This is a genomic window from Allobosea sp. 2RAB26, assembly GCF_052115465.1.
Lineage (GTDB): Bacteria > Pseudomonadota > Alphaproteobacteria > Rhizobiales > Beijerinckiaceae > Allobosea.
In genome coordinates this window covers 239,547-258,211 of the sequence record NZ_JBFRGS010000003.1, presented here as the reverse complement: position 1 = coordinate 258,211, position 18,665 = coordinate 239,547, and the positions used below count along the sequence as shown (strand labels likewise).

The 18,665-nt window shown below is 65.2% G+C and carries 17 protein-coding genes; 7 read left to right on the top strand and 10 right to left on the bottom strand.

Features of this window, described 5'->3' with window-relative positions:
• Positions 1-62 precede the first annotated feature (62 nt).
• A complete protein-coding gene (locus tag AB4118_RS06940; RefSeq protein ID WP_441489049.1) occupies positions 63-548 on the bottom strand; it encodes a PaaI family thioesterase in 486 nt (161 codons plus the stop codon).
• Positions 549-629: 81 nt separating this feature from the next.
• The gene (locus tag AB4118_RS06935) at positions 630-1,016 is read right to left on the bottom strand and encodes a MarR family winged helix-turn-helix transcriptional regulator (protein WP_176733255.1); all 387 of its coding nucleotides are present in this window, start codon (positions 1,014-1,016) and stop codon (positions 630-632) included.
• A gap of 320 nt (positions 1,017-1,336) precedes the next feature.
• On the opposite strand from AB4118_RS06935, the gene groES reads away from it, so the two are divergent.
• From groES to AB4118_RS06910, 5 genes are all read left to right on the top strand, one after another.
• A complete protein-coding gene (gene groES / locus AB4118_RS06930; protein WP_055727595.1) occupies positions 1,337-1,624 on the top strand; it encodes a co-chaperone GroES in 288 nt (95 codons plus the stop codon).
• A gap of 46 nt (positions 1,625-1,670) precedes the next feature.
• Positions 1,671-3,308 carry a chaperonin GroEL gene (gene groL, locus AB4118_RS06925; protein WP_441489048.1) on the top strand — a complete coding sequence of 546 codons (1,638 nt, stop codon included), beginning with the start codon at positions 1,671-1,673 and terminating at the stop codon, positions 3,306-3,308.
• 189 nt (positions 3,309-3,497) lie between these two features.
• Entirely contained in the window at positions 3,498-4,412 is a 915-nt protein-coding gene (gene phnD / locus AB4118_RS06920) for a phosphate/phosphite/phosphonate ABC transporter substrate-binding protein (protein ID WP_441489047.1), read from the top strand.
• A 183-nt stretch (positions 4,413-4,595) separates the two neighbouring features.
• Positions 4,596-4,982 (top strand): DoxX family protein, encoded by a 387-nt coding sequence (locus AB4118_RS06915; protein WP_441489046.1) that lies wholly within the window; start codon positions 4,596-4,598, stop codon positions 4,980-4,982.
• A 130-nt stretch (positions 4,983-5,112) separates the two neighbouring features.
• Positions 5,113-7,212, top strand: a complete 2,100-nt coding sequence (locus tag AB4118_RS06910; RefSeq protein WP_441489045.1) for an ABC transporter ATP-binding protein/permease — start codon at positions 5,113-5,115, stop codon at positions 7,210-7,212.
• A 105-nt stretch (positions 7,213-7,317) separates the two neighbouring features.
• On the opposite strand, the gene AB4118_RS06905 is transcribed toward AB4118_RS06910, so the two are convergent.
• The 8 genes from AB4118_RS06905 to AB4118_RS06870 form a co-directional block, all read right to left on the bottom strand.
• Entirely contained in the window at positions 7,318-7,800 is a 483-nt protein-coding gene (locus AB4118_RS06905) for an META domain-containing protein (protein WP_441489044.1), read from the bottom strand.
• A 195-nt stretch (positions 7,801-7,995) separates the two neighbouring features.
• The gene (gene hisG / locus AB4118_RS06900; RefSeq protein WP_441489043.1) at positions 7,996-8,970 is read right to left on the bottom strand and encodes an ATP phosphoribosyltransferase; all 975 of its coding nucleotides are present in this window, start codon (positions 8,968-8,970) and stop codon (positions 7,996-7,998) included.
• On the bottom strand, positions 8,967-10,079 hold the full coding sequence (locus AB4118_RS06895; protein WP_441489042.1) for an ATP phosphoribosyltransferase regulatory subunit: 1,113 nt from the start codon (positions 10,077-10,079) through the stop codon (positions 8,967-8,969). Before AB4118_RS06895 ends, hisG begins: the two co-directional genes overlap by 4 nt.
• A 205-nt stretch (positions 10,080-10,284) precedes the next feature.
• On the bottom strand, positions 10,285-11,808 hold the full coding sequence (hisS, locus tag AB4118_RS06890; RefSeq protein WP_441489041.1) for a histidine--tRNA ligase: 1,524 nt from the start codon (positions 11,806-11,808) through the stop codon (positions 10,285-10,287).
• Between the two features lie 119 nt (positions 11,809-11,927).
• Positions 11,928-13,316 (bottom strand): glycolate oxidase subunit GlcF, encoded by a 1,389-nt coding sequence (gene glcF, locus AB4118_RS06885; protein WP_441489040.1) that lies wholly within the window; start codon positions 13,314-13,316, stop codon positions 11,928-11,930.
• A gap of 3 nt (positions 13,317-13,319) precedes the next feature.
• The gene (locus AB4118_RS06880; protein WP_441489231.1) at positions 13,320-13,874 is read right to left on the bottom strand and encodes a DUF2585 domain-containing protein; all 555 of its coding nucleotides are present in this window, start codon (positions 13,872-13,874) and stop codon (positions 13,320-13,322) included.
• Positions 13,875-13,966: 92 nt separating this feature from the next.
• Positions 13,967-15,154 (bottom strand): glycolate oxidase subunit GlcE, encoded by a 1,188-nt coding sequence (glcE, locus tag AB4118_RS06875; protein ID WP_441489039.1) that lies wholly within the window; start codon positions 15,152-15,154, stop codon positions 13,967-13,969.
• Positions 15,151-16,587, bottom strand: a complete 1,437-nt coding sequence (locus tag AB4118_RS06870) for an FAD-linked oxidase C-terminal domain-containing protein (protein ID WP_441489038.1) — start codon at positions 16,585-16,587, stop codon at positions 15,151-15,153. Before AB4118_RS06870 ends, glcE begins: the two co-directional genes overlap by 4 nt.
• A gap of 136 nt (positions 16,588-16,723) precedes the next feature.
• Between AB4118_RS06870 and AB4118_RS06865 the strand changes: the two genes are divergently transcribed.
• Together AB4118_RS06865 and AB4118_RS06860 are read left to right on the top strand one after the other, a co-directional pair.
• A complete protein-coding gene (locus tag AB4118_RS06865; protein WP_441489037.1) occupies positions 16,724-17,629 on the top strand; it encodes a LysR family transcriptional regulator in 906 nt (301 codons plus the stop codon).
• A 100-nt stretch (positions 17,630-17,729) separates the two neighbouring features.
• A complete protein-coding gene (locus AB4118_RS06860; protein ID WP_441489036.1) occupies positions 17,730-18,665 on the top strand; it encodes an SMP-30/gluconolactonase/LRE family protein in 936 nt (311 codons plus the stop codon).

Sequence of the window (18,665 nt, the reverse complement as noted above, 5' to 3'; positions counted from 1 at the left end):
GGACAACTCCGCCCCGGGGCATCGGCGCGTATCCTAGTCACGAACCGCTGGACGACGCCACTTCAGCGGCCTGCCGCAACGCCGACCGGAAAGATCATGCAGGTTTCGGTGCCATGCGCGAGCAGCTTGCCGCGCTCGTCGGTGAGCCTGCCTTCGGTCGTCGCGATCGTGCCGCCGCGATGGATCAGCTTGCCTTCGCACCGTACGATCCCGCCACCCGGCATCACCGGGCGGACATAGTTGATCTTCATCTCGAGCGTCGTGTAGCCCTCCCCGGCCTTCAGCGTCGCGTGCGCCGCACAGGCCATGGCTGAATCGAGGATCGTCGCGGTCCAGCCGCCATGGATCGTGCCAAGCGGATTGAAGTAGCGCGCCGACGGCTTGCCGACGAACACCACCCGCCCCTCCTCGACCTCCGCGAGATCGAAATCCATGGCATCGGCGAAGGGCGCGCCGGGATGTCGCCCCTCCATCATGCCACGCAGGAAGGACACACCGTCTTCGGCCAGCAAGACTTCGCGTGAGACGACGCCGATCTTTCGCGACATGGACAGCCCTCGATTAACGTGCAGATACACGTTACTGAGAAGCCGCGCACGGTCAAGGCCTGCTTCCACCCGAGACAGCGTTCAGGTCGCGCCGCGGGCAACCCGCCGCAAGGCCCGCAGGCCATCGCGGGTCTCGTTCCATCGTTCCCGGCCGAGCCCGCCCTCGATGCGCTCCTGCGCCGCCTGCCAGTAAGGGATCGCGGCCTCGATCGCCGCGCGGCCCTTGTCGGTCACGGCATAGACCAGGGCCCTCCCCTTGCACTCCAGCGGTTCGATCAGCGCCTCCGCGGCGAGCAATTGCAGGTTGCGGGTGAGCGAGGTGCGTTCCAGCGCAAAACGCTCGGCCAGCTCGGTCACGGATCGGAAGGCGCCGGTGCTGAGCGCCGAGAGCAGGACGAACTGGGTGATCTTCAGCCCGCTCGGCCGCATCGCCTCGTCATAGGCGCGCGTGACGGCGCGTGCAGTCATTCGAACATGCAAGGCGACGCAGGAACGGGCGATGTCGTCAAGCCGGGGATCGGGCACGGGCTCGGTCATTCCAACAGGATAGCGCGTCGCATGGGATTGCGCAGCATCCCTCTTGCCATGCCCTGTCTTGCGACGCCCCGCTTGCCGCGCCGCAATTTCGATTCACTTTCCGCCGAGAAGCTTCCTTGACTCATCCGGGGGGCGAGCCTATCTCCGCGGCATCCGTTAGCACTCGATCCTCGAGACTGCTAACAGATGCCGGCAGCGTTTCCACGCAGGCCGCGCGTTCCGTTTCTACCTTCTTAGAGGAAGACAGAACCATGAAGTTCCGTCCGCTGCATGACCGCGTCGTGGTCCGTCGCCTTGATGGCGAAGAGAAGACCAAGGGTGGCATCATCATCCCCGAAACCGCCAAGGAAAAGCCCCAAGAGGGTGAAGTCGTCGCCGTCGGCCCTGGCGCCCGCGACGAAGCCGGCAAGCTCGTTGCCCTGGACGTCAAGAAGGGCGATCGCGTCCTCTTCGGCAAGTGGTCGGGCACCGAGGTCAAGATCGATGGCCAGGATCTCCTGATCATGAAGGAATCCGACATCATGGGCGTCGTCGGCTGAACGCCACGCGACCTCCATTCCCCGTTTTCATTAAGGAGTAGCTCGCATGGCTGCTAAAGACGTCAAGTTCTCCACCGACGCGCGCGACCGGATGCTGCGCGGCGTCGAAATCCTCAACAACGCCGTCAAGGTCACGCTCGGTCCCAAGGGCCGCAACGTCGTGATCGACAAGTCGTTCGGCGCTCCCCGCATCACCAAGGACGGCGTCACCGTCGCCAAGGAGATCGAGCTCGCCGACAAGTTCGAGAACATGGGCGCCCAGCTGGTGCGCGAAGTGGCCTCGAAGCAGAATGATGCCGCCGGTGACGGCACCACGACGGCCACCGTGCTCGCCGCCGCGATCATGCGCGAAGGCCTGAAGTCGGTTGCCGCCGGCATGAACCCGATGGACCTGAAGCGCGGCATCGACCTCGCGGTCGAAGCCATCGTCACGGACCTGAAGAAGAACTCGAAGAAGGTCACCTCGAACGCGGAAGTCGCGCAGGTCGGCACCATCTCGGCCAACGGCGACGAATCGGTCGGCAAGATGATCGCCACCGCGATGCAGAAGGTCGGCAACGAGGGTGTCATCACCGTCGAGGAGGCCAAGACCGCCGAGACCGAGCTTGATGTCGTCGAAGGCATGCAGTTCGACCGTGGCTATCTCTCGCCCTACTTCATCACCAATGCCGAGAAGATGGTTGCCGAGCTCGAGGACCCCTACATCCTCGTTTTCGAGAAGAAGCTGTCGTCGCTCCAGGCGATGCTGCCGATCCTCGAGGCCGTCGTTCAGACCGGCAAGCCGCTGCTGATCATCGCCGAGGACGTGGAAGGTGAGGCTCTCGCCACCCTCGTCGTCAACAAGCTCCGTGGCGGCCTGAAGGTCGCGGCCGTCAAGGCTCCGGGCTTCGGCGATCGCCGCAAGGCCATGCTCGAGGACATCTCGATCCTGACCGCCGGTCAGCTGATCTCGGAAGACCTCGGCATCAAGCTCGAGACCGTGACGCTCAACATGCTCGGCCGCGCCAAGAAGGTGCGTATCGAGAAGGAGAACACCACGATCATCGACGGCGCCGGCAAGAAGAAGGACATCGAGGGCCGCGTTGCGCAGATCAAGGCGCAGATCGAGGAGACCTCGTCTGACTACGATCGCGAGAAGCTCCAGGAGCGTCTGGCCAAGCTCGCTGGCGGCGTCGCGGTGATCCGCGTCGGCGGCGCGACCGAAGTCGAAGTCAAGGAGAAGAAGGACCGCGTCGACGATGCCCTGAACGCGACCCGCGCTGCGGTCGAAGAAGGCATCCTGCCGGGTGGTGGCGTGGCGCTCCTGCGCGCGCTCCAGACCGTCAAGTCGATCAAGACCCAGAACGACGACCAGAAGACCGGCGTCGAGATCGTCCGCAAGGCGATCATGGCCCCGGCCAAGCAGATCGTCGACAACGCTGGCGATGACGGCGCTGTCGTGGTCGGCAAGCTGCTCGAGTCGAAGGACTACGCCTACGGCTACAATGCCCAGACCGGCGAGTACGGCGATCTGGTCAAGGCCGGCATCATCGACCCGACCAAGGTCGTGCGCACGGCGATCCAGGACGCGGCTTCGGTCGCCGGCCTGCTGATCACCACCGAGGCGATGATCGCCGAGCTGCCGAAGAAGGACGCCATGCCGGCTATGCCGGGCGGCGGCGGCATGGGCGGCATGGACTTCTGATCGAAGTCCATCGCTTCTCGCGAATACGACGGAGGCCCGGCGCAAGCCGGGCCTTTTTCATATCTGCCAGCCCCTGGCTCTGCCTCGGTGCGCGACAGCGGCCCGACGCGTCACGCAACCGCCATCCCGCCGTAATCGCGCCGTCGCGTCCCGCTGAGCAAATGACGCTCACTGTTTCAGGGGCCAGATATGCTCACACGTCGCACCATGATTGCCGGCCTTGGCGCCCTCACCTGCCTTCCCGCGCTGGCCCAGAGCGACTGGCGCCAGAGCATCAAGGAAATCCGCTTCGGCGTCTCGTCGGCAGAACATGAGGCGGGCGCGATCGCCCGCAACCAGCCGGTGATCGACTATCTCACAGGCAAGCTCGGCGTTCCCGTGAAACTCTATCGGGTCAGCGACTATGCCGGCCTCGTCGAGGCACTGCGGGCCGACCAGCTCGAGTTCGCCCGCTTCGGGCCCGCGGTCTACTCGCTCGGCCGGCGTGTCCTCGGCGACAAGCTGCAGCCTCTGTTCCGCGACATCGATAACAACGGCCAGGAAGGCTATTACTCGGTCATCGTCGTTCGTGCCGACAGCCCCTACAAGTCGGTTGCGGATCTGAAGGGCAAGAACTTCGCCTTCGCCGATCCGAACTCGACGTCGGGCTTCGCCTTCCCGTCCTATTTCCTGCGCAAACAGGGCTTTGATCCGCAGAACCATTTCGGCGGCACCGTCTTCTCCGGCGGCCACGACAACTCCGTCCTGGCGCTGGTGCGCGGCCAGTTCGACGGGGTGGCGACCTATCAGGTCAACGAGACCTCCGGCGTCGTCCAGCGCCTCACCGCGCGCAACATGATTCCGGCAGGCGCGACACGCGTGATCTGGACCTCGCCCCTGATCCCCTCCAGCCCGTTCTCGACACGGGCCAACCTGCCCCAGGGACTGAAGGATGCCTTCGTCGCTGCGATGATGGCGATGAAGGCGGAGGCACCCGAGGTCTGGAAGGTCTACACCGACGGTCAGGTTTCCGCTTACGCCCCGGCGAAGCACGAGGACTATCTCGATGTCATCGCGGTGACGGAGGAGCTTGAAGCCCGGCGCAAGCAGAAGCCCGCAGGCTGAGCGGCGATCTGCCGCCGCAAGGCGGCACGACAGGCGTTTTCAACAATGAAGTCGCCGATGGAAGCCGGGAATTGGTTCCGCGGGCCGCACCGGCTCTTGCATCGACTTTGGTTGTAAGCCCTATTCCCGCAAGCTGCGGCATTCCGCCGCGCTCTGTGGCACTCTCTTGCGAAGGTCTGCTCCATGCTGAACTCGCCCGCCCTTGCCGACGGCGCCAAGCTCGTCGGCCGCATCCTGCTTGCCCTGATGTTCGTGCTCGCTGGCTACTCCAAGATCAGCGGCTATGCCGGTACACAGCAGTACATGGCCTCGGCTGGCGTGCCCGCCATTCTGCTGCCTCTCGTGATCGCGGTCGAGCTTCTGGGCGGCCTGATGGTCGTTCTCGGCTGGAAGACGCGTCTTGCAGCGCTTGCCCTTGCCGGTTTCACTCTGGCTGCGGCGCTGCTGTTCCACCTGAACTGGGCCCAGCCGATGCAGCAGCTCCTCTTCATGAAGAACCTCTCCGTCGTCGGCGGCTTCCTTGTGCTGTTCGCCGCGGGGCCCGGCCGGCTGTCGCTCGATCGCGGCTGACGTCGCATCACAAATCGCTGAAATCGACACGCCCGGCCTTGAGCCGGGCTTTTTTGTCTGATCCGGTCGGCTAGAAGATATTATCCGCATGCGCCGACGCTGGCGCGAGTTCCCCGGTAAGGAAGACCTGATGCGTCTTTTGAGTTTCTTTGTCGCTGCTCTCGCCGCCATCGCGCTCGTGGCGGGGCAGCTGAGCGGCAGCGGCGGCATGCTCGGTATGGGCGCCGTGGGTGTGCTGCTCGCACTCGCCACCTATCGCTCGACCGAGACCAGCTTCTTCCTGAAGATCTTTTCCGGGATTTTCGGTGTTGAGTACGTCGTCTTCGGGGCCGGCTCGGTGCTCGCGCAGCTTGGCTACTGGCCTGCCGATTGGGCCGCGATCGCTCCCCCTGCCAGCCTCGCCACGACAGTCGCCGTCTTCGGCATCCTGATCTATGCGATCTCCTTCATTCCGATGATCCAGCGCATCTCGCGCCTGGCATCGCCCTATTTTTCCTCGACCGAGACGACGACGGCGTACCTTTGGCCGTTCGGCACCTATCAGATCCAGCTCGGGCGCCTCGGCGTCATCCTGCTGATCTTTCTGGTAATCCTGAATCAAGCGCAGGTCGGCATCTCGCTGCGTCTGAGCTTCTTCAATCGCGATTTCTACAACGCGATCCAGGAGAAGGATGCGCCGTCATTCTGGTATCAGCTGATCTATGTCTTCAGCGTCTGGGCCGCCATCTCGGTGGTCTCGAACCTGATCGAGATGTTCGCCAACTACACGCTGCTGATCCGCTGGCGGCGCTGGATGGCGGAAAAATACAGCAAGAGCTGGCTCGGCAACGCCACTCATTACCGGATCTCGCTGGCGGGCACTGCCGACAACCCTGACCAGCGTATCGCGGAAGATACCCGCGCCTTCGTCAATCAGACCTACAACTTCGCCCTGCCGCTGCTGTCGCAGATTTCGACACTCGTCTCGTTCTCGATCATCCTCTGGTCGATTCCCGTTCCGATCACCATTCCGGGCACCGAGATCATCATCCCGGGCTTCCTGCTGTGGATGGCGCTGATCTACGCGATCGCGGCGACCTGGATCACGCATCTCATCGGCAAGCCCCTGATCGGACTCGAATTCGAGCAGGAACGCCGGGAGGCGAACTTCCGCTTCTCGCTGGCGCGTCTGCGTGAATATTCCGAGCAGATCGCGCTGATGCGCGGCGAAGCCTCCGAACAGCGGCATCTGAGCCAGCGCTTCGGCGACATCGTCTCGAACTTCTATCGACTGGTCTGGAGCCGGGTGAAGCTGACCAGCTTCACCCTGTCCTATAATCAGGCGAATGTGGTCGTGCCCTATGTGCTGCTCGCACCGCATTACTTCACGGGCATCATCACGCTCGGCATCATGACGCAGGTTGCCTCGGCCTTCGATCGAGTCCAGACGGCGATGTCGTTCTTCATCAACAGCTATCAGGCCATCGCCTCCTATCTGGCCTCGATCAACCGCCTGACCACTTTCGAGGCGGCGATCGGGCAGGCGCAGGCCGCCACGGCCGGCGAGAAGGGCATCCACCAGACCGAACTCCCCGGGAACGAGGTCCATATCGACGGCGCGACACTGACGCTGCCGAACGGCACGCCGATCGTGCGGATCGACGGGCTCGATCTCGGCACTGCACGCTCGACACTGGTGATCGGACCGTCAGGATCGGGAAAATCGACGCTGTTCCGCGCCATAGCCGGCATCTGGCCCTTCGGTGAAGGCAAGGTCGGGGTTCCCGCCAGCGCGCGGATCATGCTGCTGCCGCAGCGCCCCTACCTGCCGCAGGGGACCTTGCGCGCGGCCATGTCCTACCCGGCGCTCGACGACACCTATACCGATGCCGACATCGCGACGGCGATGACCCAGGTCAAGCTCGCCCACCTGATCGACCGGCTCGACGATGTCGACCTCTGGGCACAGCGCTTGTCAGGCGGTGAGCAGCAGCGCCTCGCCGTCGCGCGCGCCTTGCTGGCCAAGCCCGACTGGCTCTTCCTTGACGAGGCCACCGCCTCGCTCGACGAGAAGCTGGAAGGCGAGATCTACGACCTCATCGACCGGACACTGCCGCAGACGAAGATTGTCTCGATTGGGCATCGCTCGACATTGCGGGAGATGCACGACGAAATCGTCGTCATGCAGCCGAACGCGGATGGAACGCACAGTCCCCGCGCGATGGTTCGTGAGCCAGTCGTTCAGTCGTGAGTCAATGAGCGCCCGTAGCCGGGCGCTCGTCTGCCTTTCCCGCATCACGCTTCGTGTCGGGAAAGGCGGATCGTCAGGAGAACTGAAGCCGGCGGCTGACCGTCGTCAGATGCCGCGGTCGAAGCGCAGCTCGCCCGAGGCGGTCTTGATCACCAGCCTGCCCTCGACGAGGTCCCAGTTGCGAGCTCCGCGCAAGGCGACCAGATAGGCCCGCTCGAATTCGGCAGCGCCCTTGTCGCAGGAGCGCTTGGTGATGGCCATGGGGCCGACCGCGATCCCCTGCTGGCGCAGCGGGTATGCCGCAGCGGAAAACGTGTTGCAGCCGCTGTAACCGGTGCCACGCAGGTTCGAGTCGATCTGCAGTGTGGCCTTGCGATCGGCGATCGACTTGCCGTTCATCGAAATCGCTGTCCAGGAGGCGCCCAGGGGGAAGGTTTTTTCCTGTTTCGGCGCCGCAGGCGCCTGCTCCGGCTGGTTCTGCATATCACGCGGCGACATCGCCTTTCGCTGGGCGGAAGCCGGCGACGCGATCAGCAGGGGTGCGAGGCTCAGGGCGAAGACAGCGGCGTAGCCAAGGCGTCGATTCATCATTTCTCTACCTATGCGGGGCCGGGACGATAGCCCACGCCCCGCTCTCATGGAAACGCCTAGAACCGTATCGCGTTGGGATCAACTGCGATCATTGCGACAACGTTGCTTTGCCGAGTGGCAGCGCCAGCAACGTCACGCGGCATCGCGTCGGAAATGGGGCCGGCTTCAGCCCAAGGCGGCGCCAGATGTCGCTCAGATTCGCGCCAGCAGGCGCTCCAGCAGGGGATTGGCCTTGCGGAAGACATAGGCTGGGGCGTTGACGGTGATCTCGTCAGCGCCGGAGCCGGCCAGATCGTCGACCAGTGCGAAGACCGCCTTCTCCGGGCAATGGATGGCCAGGATACCGCTCTCGGCGTGCGCACCGAAGGGCAGCCGAGCGCCATGTCGCTCCACCATCTCCTCGATGGCCGCAGGCTTCGCATCGGTGAGCCGCGCGCGGATCTCCCGGACGGAACGCCCCTCCTCCTCGGCCGCGATGCGCGAGAGAATGGCATTGGCGGCGGCGCGTGCGCGCGGGCTCCACGGCGCCCGCACCGAGGCGACGAGATTGGCCTCGGAGGCCAGCATGACACCATCGTCCAGAATCTTCAGGGCGTTGGCGGCCAGCGTCGCGCCAGTGGTCGTGATGTCGACGATGATTTCGGCGGAGCCGGCGGCCGGGGCCCCCTCCGTCGCGCCCAGGCTTTCGACGATGCGGTAGTCGCCAAGCCCGTGCTCGGCGAAGAAGCGGCGTGTCAGGTTCACATATTTGGTGGCGACGCGCAGTTTGCGGCCATGGCGTGCGCGCATATGGCTCGCGACATCGTCGAGATCGGCCATGCAGCGGACATCGATCCAGGCCTGCGGCACGGCGACCACGACATTGGCGTGGCCGAAGCCGAGCGGCGTCAGCATCTCGACGGCGGCATCGGCATCGGCCACCTGCTCGCGCACGAGGTCCTCGCCCGTGATCCCGAGATGGGCCGCGCCGGAGGCCAGTTGCGAGACGATCTCCGAAGCCGAGAGGAACGCGACTTCCGCGCCATCCAATCCCGCGATCGTGCCGCGATAGTCGCGCGAGCCACGCGACTGCACGAATTTCAGTCCGGCACGGCCGAAAAAGGCAGTGGCGTTTTCCTGGAGCCGCCCCTTGGAGGGGACCGCGAGAACCAGCGGAGCGTCGCTCATGATGTTTGTCCCGTCAGCCGGTCGAGCCAAAGCGAGGCGCCGACTGCCGGGGCCGGCTGAGGCGCACCGAGGCGACCGAGCACGTTGTCGTAGCGGCCACCTCCGGCAACGGGCCGGCCGTCGCTGCGGCCCAGGTCATGCAGCTCGAAGATGAAGCCGGTGTAATAATCGAGATTGCGGGCGAAGCCGGTCGAGAAGGAGATCTGGCCGACATCGACACCGCGCGCCGCAAGGAAGCCGGTGCGCTCGTCGAAGGCGTCGAGTTGCTGCCCCAGGTCGAGCGAAGCCTGGTCGGAAAGGGCCCGCAATGCGGCCGACGCCGCATCGGGATCACCCGTGACGGCAAGTGCCTGGCCGAGCACGGCCTTCACATCCTCATTGACCGGGTTCTCGCGCTCAGCGGCACGGGCCAGGAAGCGTTCGGCGATATCGCCGGCGGAGCGGCCTCCGACCGTCGAGATCCCCGCGATCGACAATACATCCTCGACAAAGGCCTTGGCCGCCTTGGGATCCTGCCCCTCCAGCGCCTTGAGCAGTCCCGCATGAGCCGTTTCGCCAGTGGCTGCCGGTGGATCGAGCGCCTCGACCGCCTCGGCCGCCTTGCCCTGCACGACCGCGCGCATCAGCCGGCGGCGCGCCCCCTGCGGCACGGCCAGACCATCGAGCAATGCGCCGAGCAGTGCGACGTCGCCCATCAGAACACGCGGCTGCGTCAAGCCAAGCGCCGCCGCCGCCTCGATCGTCAGTGCCATGATCTCGGCATCGGCTGCGGCAAAATCCTCGCGGCCAAAGGACTCGAGCCCGGCCTGTGCGAATTCACCCGGCTCACGCGAGCGCATGCGGAAGACCGGGCCGGCATAGGCATAGGCCATCGGCGCACTCACGCCCGCCGCGATGTGATCCAGCGCCACCGGAATCGTATATTCCGGGCGAAGGCACCAATCGCGGCCATCGGCGTCCTGCGTCATGAAGATGCGCCGGCGGATATCTTCGCCTGAGAGATCGAGAAAGACATCGGCCGGCTGCAGAATCGCCGGCTCGGCGCGCTGATAGCCCTCAGCGGCGAGGAGCGCGATCACGGTGTCGATGCTGGCGCGTGTGGCGGACAAGGGCAGCTTCCTGTTGCGCGGCTGTCCTAGCAGCCGCGTCATGGATTTTCGATGGTTTTTAGGGAATTGGGTTAGCGGGATTTGGCGACCGACTCGTTGCCGACGGTTTCCGTCATGGTCGGGCTAGTCCCGACCATCCACGTCTTTGCCTACGATGAACGCTCAAGACGTGGATGCTCGCCACAAGGGCGAGCATGACTTTCAATCAGCCGTGTCGCTTCAGCACCCGCTTCACCCCCTCGACCAGCTCGGTCACCGGCACGGCGAACTGGGCCTCGGCCTGCCTCGCTTTGTGCTCGGCCGAATCCTTGACGTCGCGGCTGGCGGCGGCGAGTTCCGCGCCGAGGATCAGGTCCTTGATCACGATCGTGCCGGCCTCGCGCTCGGAGGAGCCCTGGATCACCGCACAGACCGCGCCGCGCTTATCGGCATATTTCATCTGGGCGTTGAAGCCGGAGCCGCCGAGATAGAGATCGGCACGCAGCAAGGGCTTGCCGTCCCCGTCCCGGGCCTGGCGGAGCTGAGACACGAATGCCTGATAGGCCGGCATATGCTCGGGCGTCTTGTTGTCCATGGCGGTGACGACGACGAGCGGCAGTTCGTTCTTCGTGTCGACCAATGGCGACTTCACCGCCTTCAGTGCCGAATAGAGCCGCGAGACGCCGATCGAGAAACCCGTCGCCGGCACCGGTTCCGGCCGGAAGCGGCCGACCAGCCCGTCATAACGTCCGCCGCCGGCGACCGAGCCAAAGCGCACGACCTGGCCGTCGTCATTGGTGACCGGGAAGGTCAGCTCCACCTCGTAGACCGGGCCGGTGTAATATTCGAGGCCGCGCACCACGGAAGGATCGATGACGACGCGGTCGGCATAGCCAGCCGCTGCGATCAGATCCGCCATCATGCGCAGTTCCTCGGCCCCTTCATGGCCAACGGGCGTCGACGCGAAGCCATCTGCGAGACGCTGCGCGGTCGCGGCATTGTCCGCAGCCCTGGCATCAAGAATGGACAGGACGCGCGTGGCCTGTTCGGCGCCCAGCCCCGCACCCTTCGTAAAATCTCCGCTCTCGTCCTTGCGCCCGTCACCCAGCAGCAGCCGCACGCCGTCGGGGCCGAACTTGTCGAGCTTGTCGATCGCGCGCAGCACGGTCAGCCGGCGCCCGGCATTCTGCTCGCCGCCAAGCCCGATCGCCTCCATCACGCCATCGAGCACCTTTCGGTTGTTGACCTTGACGACATAGTCGCCGCGCTTGATGCCGAGGCGCTCCATCGTGTCGGCAGCGAGCATGCAGATCTCTGCATCGGCCGCGACCGAGCCCGAACCGACGATATCGGCATCGAACTGCATGAACTGACGGAAGCGCCCGGGCCCCGGCTTTTCGTTGCGGAAGACGTAGCCGGCGCGATAGCTGCGATAGGGCTTTGGCAGCGCATCGAAATTCTCGGCGACATAGCGCGCGAGCGGCGCCGTCAGGTCATAGCGCAGCGAGAGCCACTGCTCGTCATCGTCCTGGAAGGAGAAGACACCCTCGTTCGGCCGGTCCTGGTCCGGCAGGAATTTCCCGAGCGCATCGGTGTATTCGACGAAGGGCGTCTCGACCGGGTCGAAGCCATAAAGCGAAAAGCTCTCGCGAATGACGGACAACATGCGCTCGGTCGCCGCCACATCGGCAGGACCGCGGTCGATGAAACCACGCGGCTGGCGGGCTTTCAGCTTGTCGGGTTTCGACATGGTTCAGGCTTCACTTCTTGAACGAGATGCGGAACAGCCCGCAGGGTAAGGTCCCGCGTTCGGTAACTTGACCGGGCAACGGGGGCAAGCACGCTTGCCCCTCCCCGAGCGGGAAGCGCCTATTCGGCCGCGAACAGCATGTCCTTCTGCTGACGCGGATCGCCGAGGGGAGCATCCTTGATCCCCGCCCTTGCCAGCTTCTCCGGCAGCGGCCCGCCGGTGGCCCAGTCGAGCAGCTCGGCGGTATGGACGACCGGGGTCGTCGCGCCCCGGTCGGCAAAACCCTTCGCCAGCTGGGTCATGCAGCCGATATTGCCGGTGGCGACGATCTGCGGCTTCGTCTTCTCGATATGGCCGATCTTGCGTTCGCGCAGCTGCCCCGCGATCTCGGGCTGGAGGATATTGTAGACACCGGCCGAGCCGCAGCAGATATGGCCCTCCGGCACCTCCTTCACCTTGAAGCCGGCTCCGCTCAGAAGGCGCTTCGGCCCGTCCTTGAGCTGCTGCCCGTGCTGCATCGAGCAGGCCGAGTGATAGGTCACCGGCAGCGCGACCTCACGGACATGGCGCAGCTCGAGCGTCTCGAGGAACTCGGTGACATCCTTCGCGAGGCTCGAAATCGTCGCCGCCTTCTCCGCATAGGCCGGCTCGTTGCGGAACATGAAGCCGTAATCCTTGATCGTGGTGCCGCAGCCTGAGGCGGTGATCAAGATGGCATCCAGCCCCTCGCCGTCGACCTCGGCCATCCAGGCGTCGATGTTGCGCCGGGCAAAGACGTGACTGTCCTGTTCGCGCCCCATGTGATGGACGAGCGCGCCGCAGCAGCCCTCGCCCTTCGGCAGCACGACCTCGACGCCATGGCGCGTCAAAAGGCGGATCGTCGCTTCGTTGATGGCGGGGTCGAGCACCGGCTGGGCGCAGCCTGAAAGCAGCGCCACGCGCTTGCGGCGCACGGCCGTGACGGGGAAAACCTGCGGCCCCTCCATGGTCGAGCGCGCCGGCAGGCGTGCAGGCGCCAGCGCCAGCATCGCCTTCAGCCGCCCGCCGACCTGCGGCAGCAGGCCGAGAAGGCTCCCGAACGGCTTGCCCAGCATCGCCGCCAGCATCGCGGCGCGGAACCGACCGGGATAGGGCAGGATCGCAGCGAGCACCCGGCGCAACGCCTCGTCATGCCAGGAACGCTGATAGGTCTCCTCGATATGGGCCCGGGCATGATCGACAAGGTGCATGTAATGCACGCCGGAAGGGCACGTCGTCATGCAGGAGAGGCAGGAGAGGCAGCGGTCGACATGCTTCACCACCTGCTCGGTCGCCGGCTTGCCGTTCTCCAGCATGTCCTTGATCAGGTAGATCCGCCCGCGCGGGGAATCGAGTTCGTCGCCCAGCAGCAGATAGGTCGGGCAGGTTGCCGTGCAGAACCCGCAATGCACGCAGGTGCGCAGGATCTTCTCCGACGCCGGCAGGCGCGGATCGGAGGCCAGATGTTCGGGCGTGAAGTTGGTCTGCATCGCTCAGGCCCCTCCCTGCCAGATTTTGATCCAGTCGGCGGGGTAGATCAGCATGATGATATTCAGGGTCAGGTTGTCACGGATGAGGTAGCCGACCACCAGCTCCATGCCGAGCGCAAGCGAAATGGTGAGCCAGACGGGCAGGACACGGGCGAGAAGGAAGCCGACGATCATCGCCGCGATATCGGAGACCGAATTGATGATGCTGTCGCCGGTATAGCCGAGCGAGATCGTCATTTCCCGGTAGCGATCGATGATCGCCGGGCTGTTCTCGGCAATTTCCCAGGCGTTCTCGATCAGGATCGCCAGAAGAAGCGCCTGCCCGAACGAGATCGGCAGGCCGGTCAGCCGGCGCACCGACCAGAACAGGCCATAGAAGAGGAAGCCATGGATGATGTGGGAGAAGGTGTACCAGTCGGCAATATGCTGGGAGTTCTCCGACGAATTGACGTCGCCGTGCCACGGCTTGACAAAGCCGCATTTGCAGATCGGCTCGCGGCCCATGACAAACAGGATCAAGGCGGCTGCGGCAATCATCAGAGCCGCGACGAGGGCGATCGTGCCCGGCTTGAACCGCCCCGGCGCCCAGGCTTGGCGGCGCCCCCCTTCAGTGCGGATCTCACGCGCGGCGGCTATCTGGTCGAACACCATCAAATCCCCGCATACATTCGGCCAGGCTCGAAGATTCCGGCCGGGTCGAAGCTGTTCTTGATTCCGGCCGTGACCCGCATCAGCGGCTCGGCCAGTGGTTCGAAGACCGGTACAACAGCGCGAACCGCGTGGGGTGCGCGCACCAGGGTCGCGTGACCGCCAAGCGACCTGATCGCAGCACGGATCGCGGCGGCTCCAGCGTCCTCGTCAGGCGGCACGGCGAGCCAGACCAGGCCGCCGCCCCAGTCATAGAACCAGCGCGCTTGCGGCAAGGCTTGCATGATCGCCGCCGTAGCACGCGGGGCCCTCGTCGGAGCAAGCGAGAGCCGCCAGACGGCTTCATGGCTGCCGGCGAAGAACCTCGCATCCCGTACGGAATGCCACAGCTCCTGCGAGGCGGCCCCCTCGATCAGTTCGGGCGCGCCGTACTGGCTCAGCAATTCGCCCAGCGCATCGGCGCGATAGGCGATCGAGCTCGCGAAATTCTCCAGCCTGAGCAGCGTGCGGGCCTGGTCGTCTCCGATGCCGGCCGGCAGATGCGCCGCCGCCATCGGTTCGAAGGGCGAGCCGAGCGCGGCCGAAAGCAGAGCGACCGCCGCCTCGTCGGCAAGGCCGGGCCAGGCCAGCGTGACCGCGCATTCCGGCGCCGGCAACACGCGGAAGGTGACTTCGGTCAGGAAGCCAAGCGTGCCGTGGGCACCGCTCACCAGCTTGACCAGATCGAGCCCGGTGACGTTCTTCATGACCCGGCCGCCGGACTTGATCGCCTCGCCCCGACCGTTGATCAGCCGGATGCCGATCAGCGAGTCGCGGGCTGCACCAGCGTTGATCCGGCGCGGACCAGAGATATTTCCGGCTGCGACGGCACCGATCGTCGGCTCGCCCTCCGTGCCCAGCAATGCGCGATGATCCATCGGCTCGAAGGGCAGCATCTGGCCGCGGTCGGCCAGCGTCCTCTGGATCTCCGCCAGCGCCGTGCCGGCCCTGGCGCCAATCACCATCTCGGACGGCTCGTAGAGCGTGATGCCAGTCAGACCAGCGCTGGAGATGGTGCTCACGACCTGGGTCGGGCGCCCCAAACCGGTCCGCGTACCGCCGCCGCGAATGGTCACAGGCGTGCCGTTGGCAGCGACGGAGGCAACGACGGCGCACGCCTGGGCTTCCGTGGTGGGGGTGTGAATGGTCACGCGGCGACCCTGCCATCGAGCGGAAAGACCTTGGCCGGATTCAGCAGCCACTCGCTGTCGAAGACCGCCCGCACCCGCATCTGCTGGTTGAGATCGGCTTCGTTGAACTGCACGCGCATCAGATCGCGCTTCTCGATGCCGACGCCGTGTTCGCCGGTGAGGCAACCGCCCACCTCGACGCAGAGCTTGAGGATGTCGTTTCCGGCATCCTCGGCTTTGCGCGCCTCGACGGGGTCGTTGCAGTTATAGAGGATCAGCGGGTGGAGATTGCCGTCGCCCGCATGGAAGACATTGGCGACGCGCAGTCCATAGCCTTTGACGATCTCTGCCATGCGCTGCAGCACAAACGGCAGTTGCCCGGTCGGGATCGTACCGTCCATGCAGATGTAATCGGCGATCCGGCCCGTCGCACCGAAGGCCGATTTGCGGCCCTTCCAGATCGCGGCGGTCTCCATCGCCGACTTGCTTTCCTTGACCGTCTTGACGCCATGCTCGCGCGCGATCGCGACGATGCGCGCAAGCTGGGCGTCCATTTCCGCGTCCGAGCCCTCGACCTCGATGATCAGCAGCGCCTCGACATCCATCGGGTAGCCGGCCTTGGCGAAGGCTTCGCAGATCTCGATCGCCGGCTTGTCCATGAACTCCATCGCGACGGGGATGATGCCGGCGCCGATGATGGCGGCCACCGCAGCACCTGCCTGCTCGCTGCTCGGGAAGCCGAACAGCACCGGGCGCGCGCCCTCGGCCGAGCGCAGGATCCGCACGGTCGCTTCGGTGACGATGCCGAGCTGGCCTTCGGAACCGACGATCAGGCCGAGCAGGTCGAGACCCGGGGCATCGAGATGGGCGCCCCCGATCTCGACGATCGAGCCATCGAGCATCACCAGGGTCACGCCCAGCACATTGTTGGTGGTGACGCCGTATTTCAGGCAATGCGCGCCGCCGGAATTCATGCCGATATTGCCGCCGATCGAGCAGGCAAGCTGGGAGGACGGGTCGGGCGCATAGAAAAAGCCCTCGGACATCACAGCCCCGGTGACGGCGAGATTGGTGACGCCGGCCTGCACCCTGGCGGCGCGGTTGGCATAGTCGATCTCGAGGATGCGATTCATCTTCGAGACACCGATGACGACGGCATCCTCCTGCGGGATCGCGCCACCGGCAAGCGAGGTGCCAGCCCCCCGCGGGACGACGGGAACGCCCTGCTCGCCGCAATAGCGCAGCACCGCCGCGACCTCCTGCGTCGTCGAGGGCAGCACGACCGCCAGCGGCATGCGGCGATAGGCGGTGAGCGCATCGGTCTCATAGGGCCTGCGCTCGTCATCGGAGGTGATCAGGGCCTCGGGCGCCACCAGTCCGGCAAGCCCGGCGATGATCGCATCGCGGCGCGCCAGGATGTCCGCGCGCGGCGCGGGAAAGGCAATGGCGCTCATGGTCTCCTCCTCCGGATGTCAGCTCTCGCGATATCACCCACACCCGGTTTCATACAAACAGGTTAGACCAATTCGAACCCGCTTGCAGCGCGACCAAAAGCCATGATTATTTCCAAAATGGAAAAGGTGGGCGAGCATGGACCGGTTCGGCGATCTGGATGTCTTCGCGCATGTGGTGACGGCCAAGAGCATGTCCGCGGCGGGGCGCGAATTGAAACTCTCGCCGGCGGTGATCTCGAAGCGCATCCGCCGGCTCGAGGAGCGCCTTGGCGTGCGGCTGCTGCAGCGCACCACGCGGCAGTTGTCGCTGACCGAAGCGGGACAGGGCTTCTATGAGCGCGTGGTCTCGATCCTGTCCTCGATCGAGGATGCCGAGGCCTGGGTCGCAAGCGGCGCGGGCCAAGCGCGCGGGACCTTGCGCGTCTCCGCTCCCACCTCCTTCGGCCGGTTGCATATCGCGCCGCATCTGAAGCCCTTTCTCGACGCCAACCCGATGGTGACCGTCGACCTGATCCTGAGCGATTCCTTCGTCGACATCATCGCGGAAGGATTCGACCTCGCGGTGCGGATCGCCGACCTTCAGGATTCGAGCCTCGTCGCCAAGCGGCTCGCGCCCAATCATCGCGTGCTCTGTGCCGCGCCGGACTATGTCGCCACTCGCGGAATACCGGCCAGCATCGAGGAGCTCTCTCACCACACGCTGATTGCCCATAACGCCGACCAGTGGCGGCTGGACGGACCGTCCGGTCCGGTCGGCGTGCGCGTCAACGGGCCGATTCGGACCAATTCCAGCGAGGTCGTGCGCGAGGCGCTGCTCGCCGGCGTCGGCATCGCATTGCGCTCGACCTGGGATGTCGGGCCGGAACTGAAGACCGGGCAGCTCGTCAGGGTCCTGCCGGATTACTCGGTCGGCAAGCGTGTCGCCGTCTACGCGGTCTATCCCAGCCGCCGGCACATGGAGCAGAAGGTGCGCGTCTTCGTCGATTATCTCGCGGAGCTCTATGGCGCGACGCCGTACTGGGATGCGGGGCTTGATCTATGATGCGGCTCCCGCCCGCCCGTCATGGGGCATCTGCGCAGCGCCGGATTGCCCGGACACGTGGCTTGCTCGATCTTCGACACATCACTGGAGAAACCCGTTCATGTTCGGCTTGATCGAAGGCACCGGCGTCGAGGTTCTGGACCCGCGCTTCCACCGGGTCGTGCCGGGCTCGGCGCGGGTCGAGAGGCTGTGGACCGGAGCCCGCTGGTCCGAGGGGCCGGCCTGGTTTCCAGCCCATCGCAGCCTGGTCTGGTCCGACATCCCGAACAACCGCATGCTGCGCTATGACGAGATGAACGGCCAGGTCGGCATCTTCCGCCAGCCGGCACGGAACTCGAACGGCAATACCGTGGATCCGCAGGGCCGGCTCGTCACCTGCGAGCATGGCGGGCGGCAGGTGACCCGGACGGAGCATGACGGCTCGATCACCGTGCTTGCCGACAACTGGCAGGGCAAGCGGCTGAACTCCCCCAATGACGTCGTGGTGAAGTCCGACGGCTCGATCTGGTTCACCGACCCGGATTACGGCATCGGCAGCGACTATGAGGGCGACAAGGCGGATGGCGAGATCGGCCACTGCAACGTCTACCGCATCGATCCGGTCAGCGGCGCGCTCTCGATCGTCGCCGACGACTTCGTCAAGCCGAACGGCCTCGCCTTCTCGCTGGACGAGAGCGAGCTCTATATCGCCGATACGGGGGCGAGCCATGACCCGGATGGGCCGCGCCACATCCGCAAATGCGCCGTGACGGGGGACGGCGCGTCGCTGGGCCGCTCGGAGATCTTCGCAACCTGCTCGGCCGGCCTGTTCGACGGCTTCCGGCTCGATGCCACCGGCCGCATCTGGACCAGCGCGGCGGACGGCGTGCATGTCTATCACCCCGACGGCACCTTGATCGGCAAGGTGCTGATTCCCGAGATCGTCGCCAATGTCTGCTGGGGCGGCGCGAAGCTGAACCGCCTTTTCATCTGCGGCACGACATCACTCTACTCAGTGATGACCCACGCCAACGGGGCGACCTGGCCGAAGCGCTGA

Coding starts and splice junctions, on each gene's coding strand:
- AB4118_RS06940 (WP_441489049.1), bottom strand. CDS start 548: ATGTCGCGAAAGATCGGCGTCGTCTCACGCGAAGTCTTGCTGGCCGAA.
- AB4118_RS06935 (WP_176733255.1), bottom strand. CDS start 1,016: ATGACTGCACGCGCCGTCACGCGCGCCTATGACGAGGCGATGCGGCCG.
- groES (WP_055727595.1), top strand. CDS start 1,337: ATGAAGTTCCGTCCGCTGCATGACCGCGTCGTGGTCCGTCGCCTTGAT.
- groL (WP_441489048.1), top strand. CDS start 1,671: ATGGCTGCTAAAGACGTCAAGTTCTCCACCGACGCGCGCGACCGGATG.
- phnD (WP_441489047.1), top strand. CDS start 3,498: ATGCTCACACGTCGCACCATGATTGCCGGCCTTGGCGCCCTCACCTGC.
- AB4118_RS06915 (WP_441489046.1), top strand. CDS start 4,596: ATGCTGAACTCGCCCGCCCTTGCCGACGGCGCCAAGCTCGTCGGCCGC.
- AB4118_RS06910 (WP_441489045.1), top strand. CDS start 5,113: ATGCGTCTTTTGAGTTTCTTTGTCGCTGCTCTCGCCGCCATCGCGCTC.
- AB4118_RS06905 (WP_441489044.1), bottom strand. CDS start 7,800: ATGAATCGACGCCTTGGCTACGCCGCTGTCTTCGCCCTGAGCCTCGCA.
- hisG (WP_441489043.1), bottom strand. CDS start 8,970: ATGAGCGACGCTCCGCTGGTTCTCGCGGTCCCCTCCAAGGGGCGGCTC.
- hisS (WP_441489041.1), bottom strand. CDS start 11,808: ATGTCGAAACCCGACAAGCTGAAAGCCCGCCAGCCGCGTGGTTTCATC.
- glcF (WP_441489040.1), bottom strand. CDS start 13,316: ATGCAGACCAACTTCACGCCCGAACATCTGGCCTCCGATCCGCGCCTG.
- AB4118_RS06870 (WP_441489038.1), bottom strand. CDS start 16,587: ATGAGCGCCATTGCCTTTCCCGCGCCGCGCGCGGACATCCTGGCGCGC.
- AB4118_RS06865 (WP_441489037.1), top strand. CDS start 16,724: ATGGACCGGTTCGGCGATCTGGATGTCTTCGCGCATGTGGTGACGGCC.
- AB4118_RS06860 (WP_441489036.1), top strand. CDS start 17,730: ATGTTCGGCTTGATCGAAGGCACCGGCGTCGAGGTTCTGGACCCGCGC.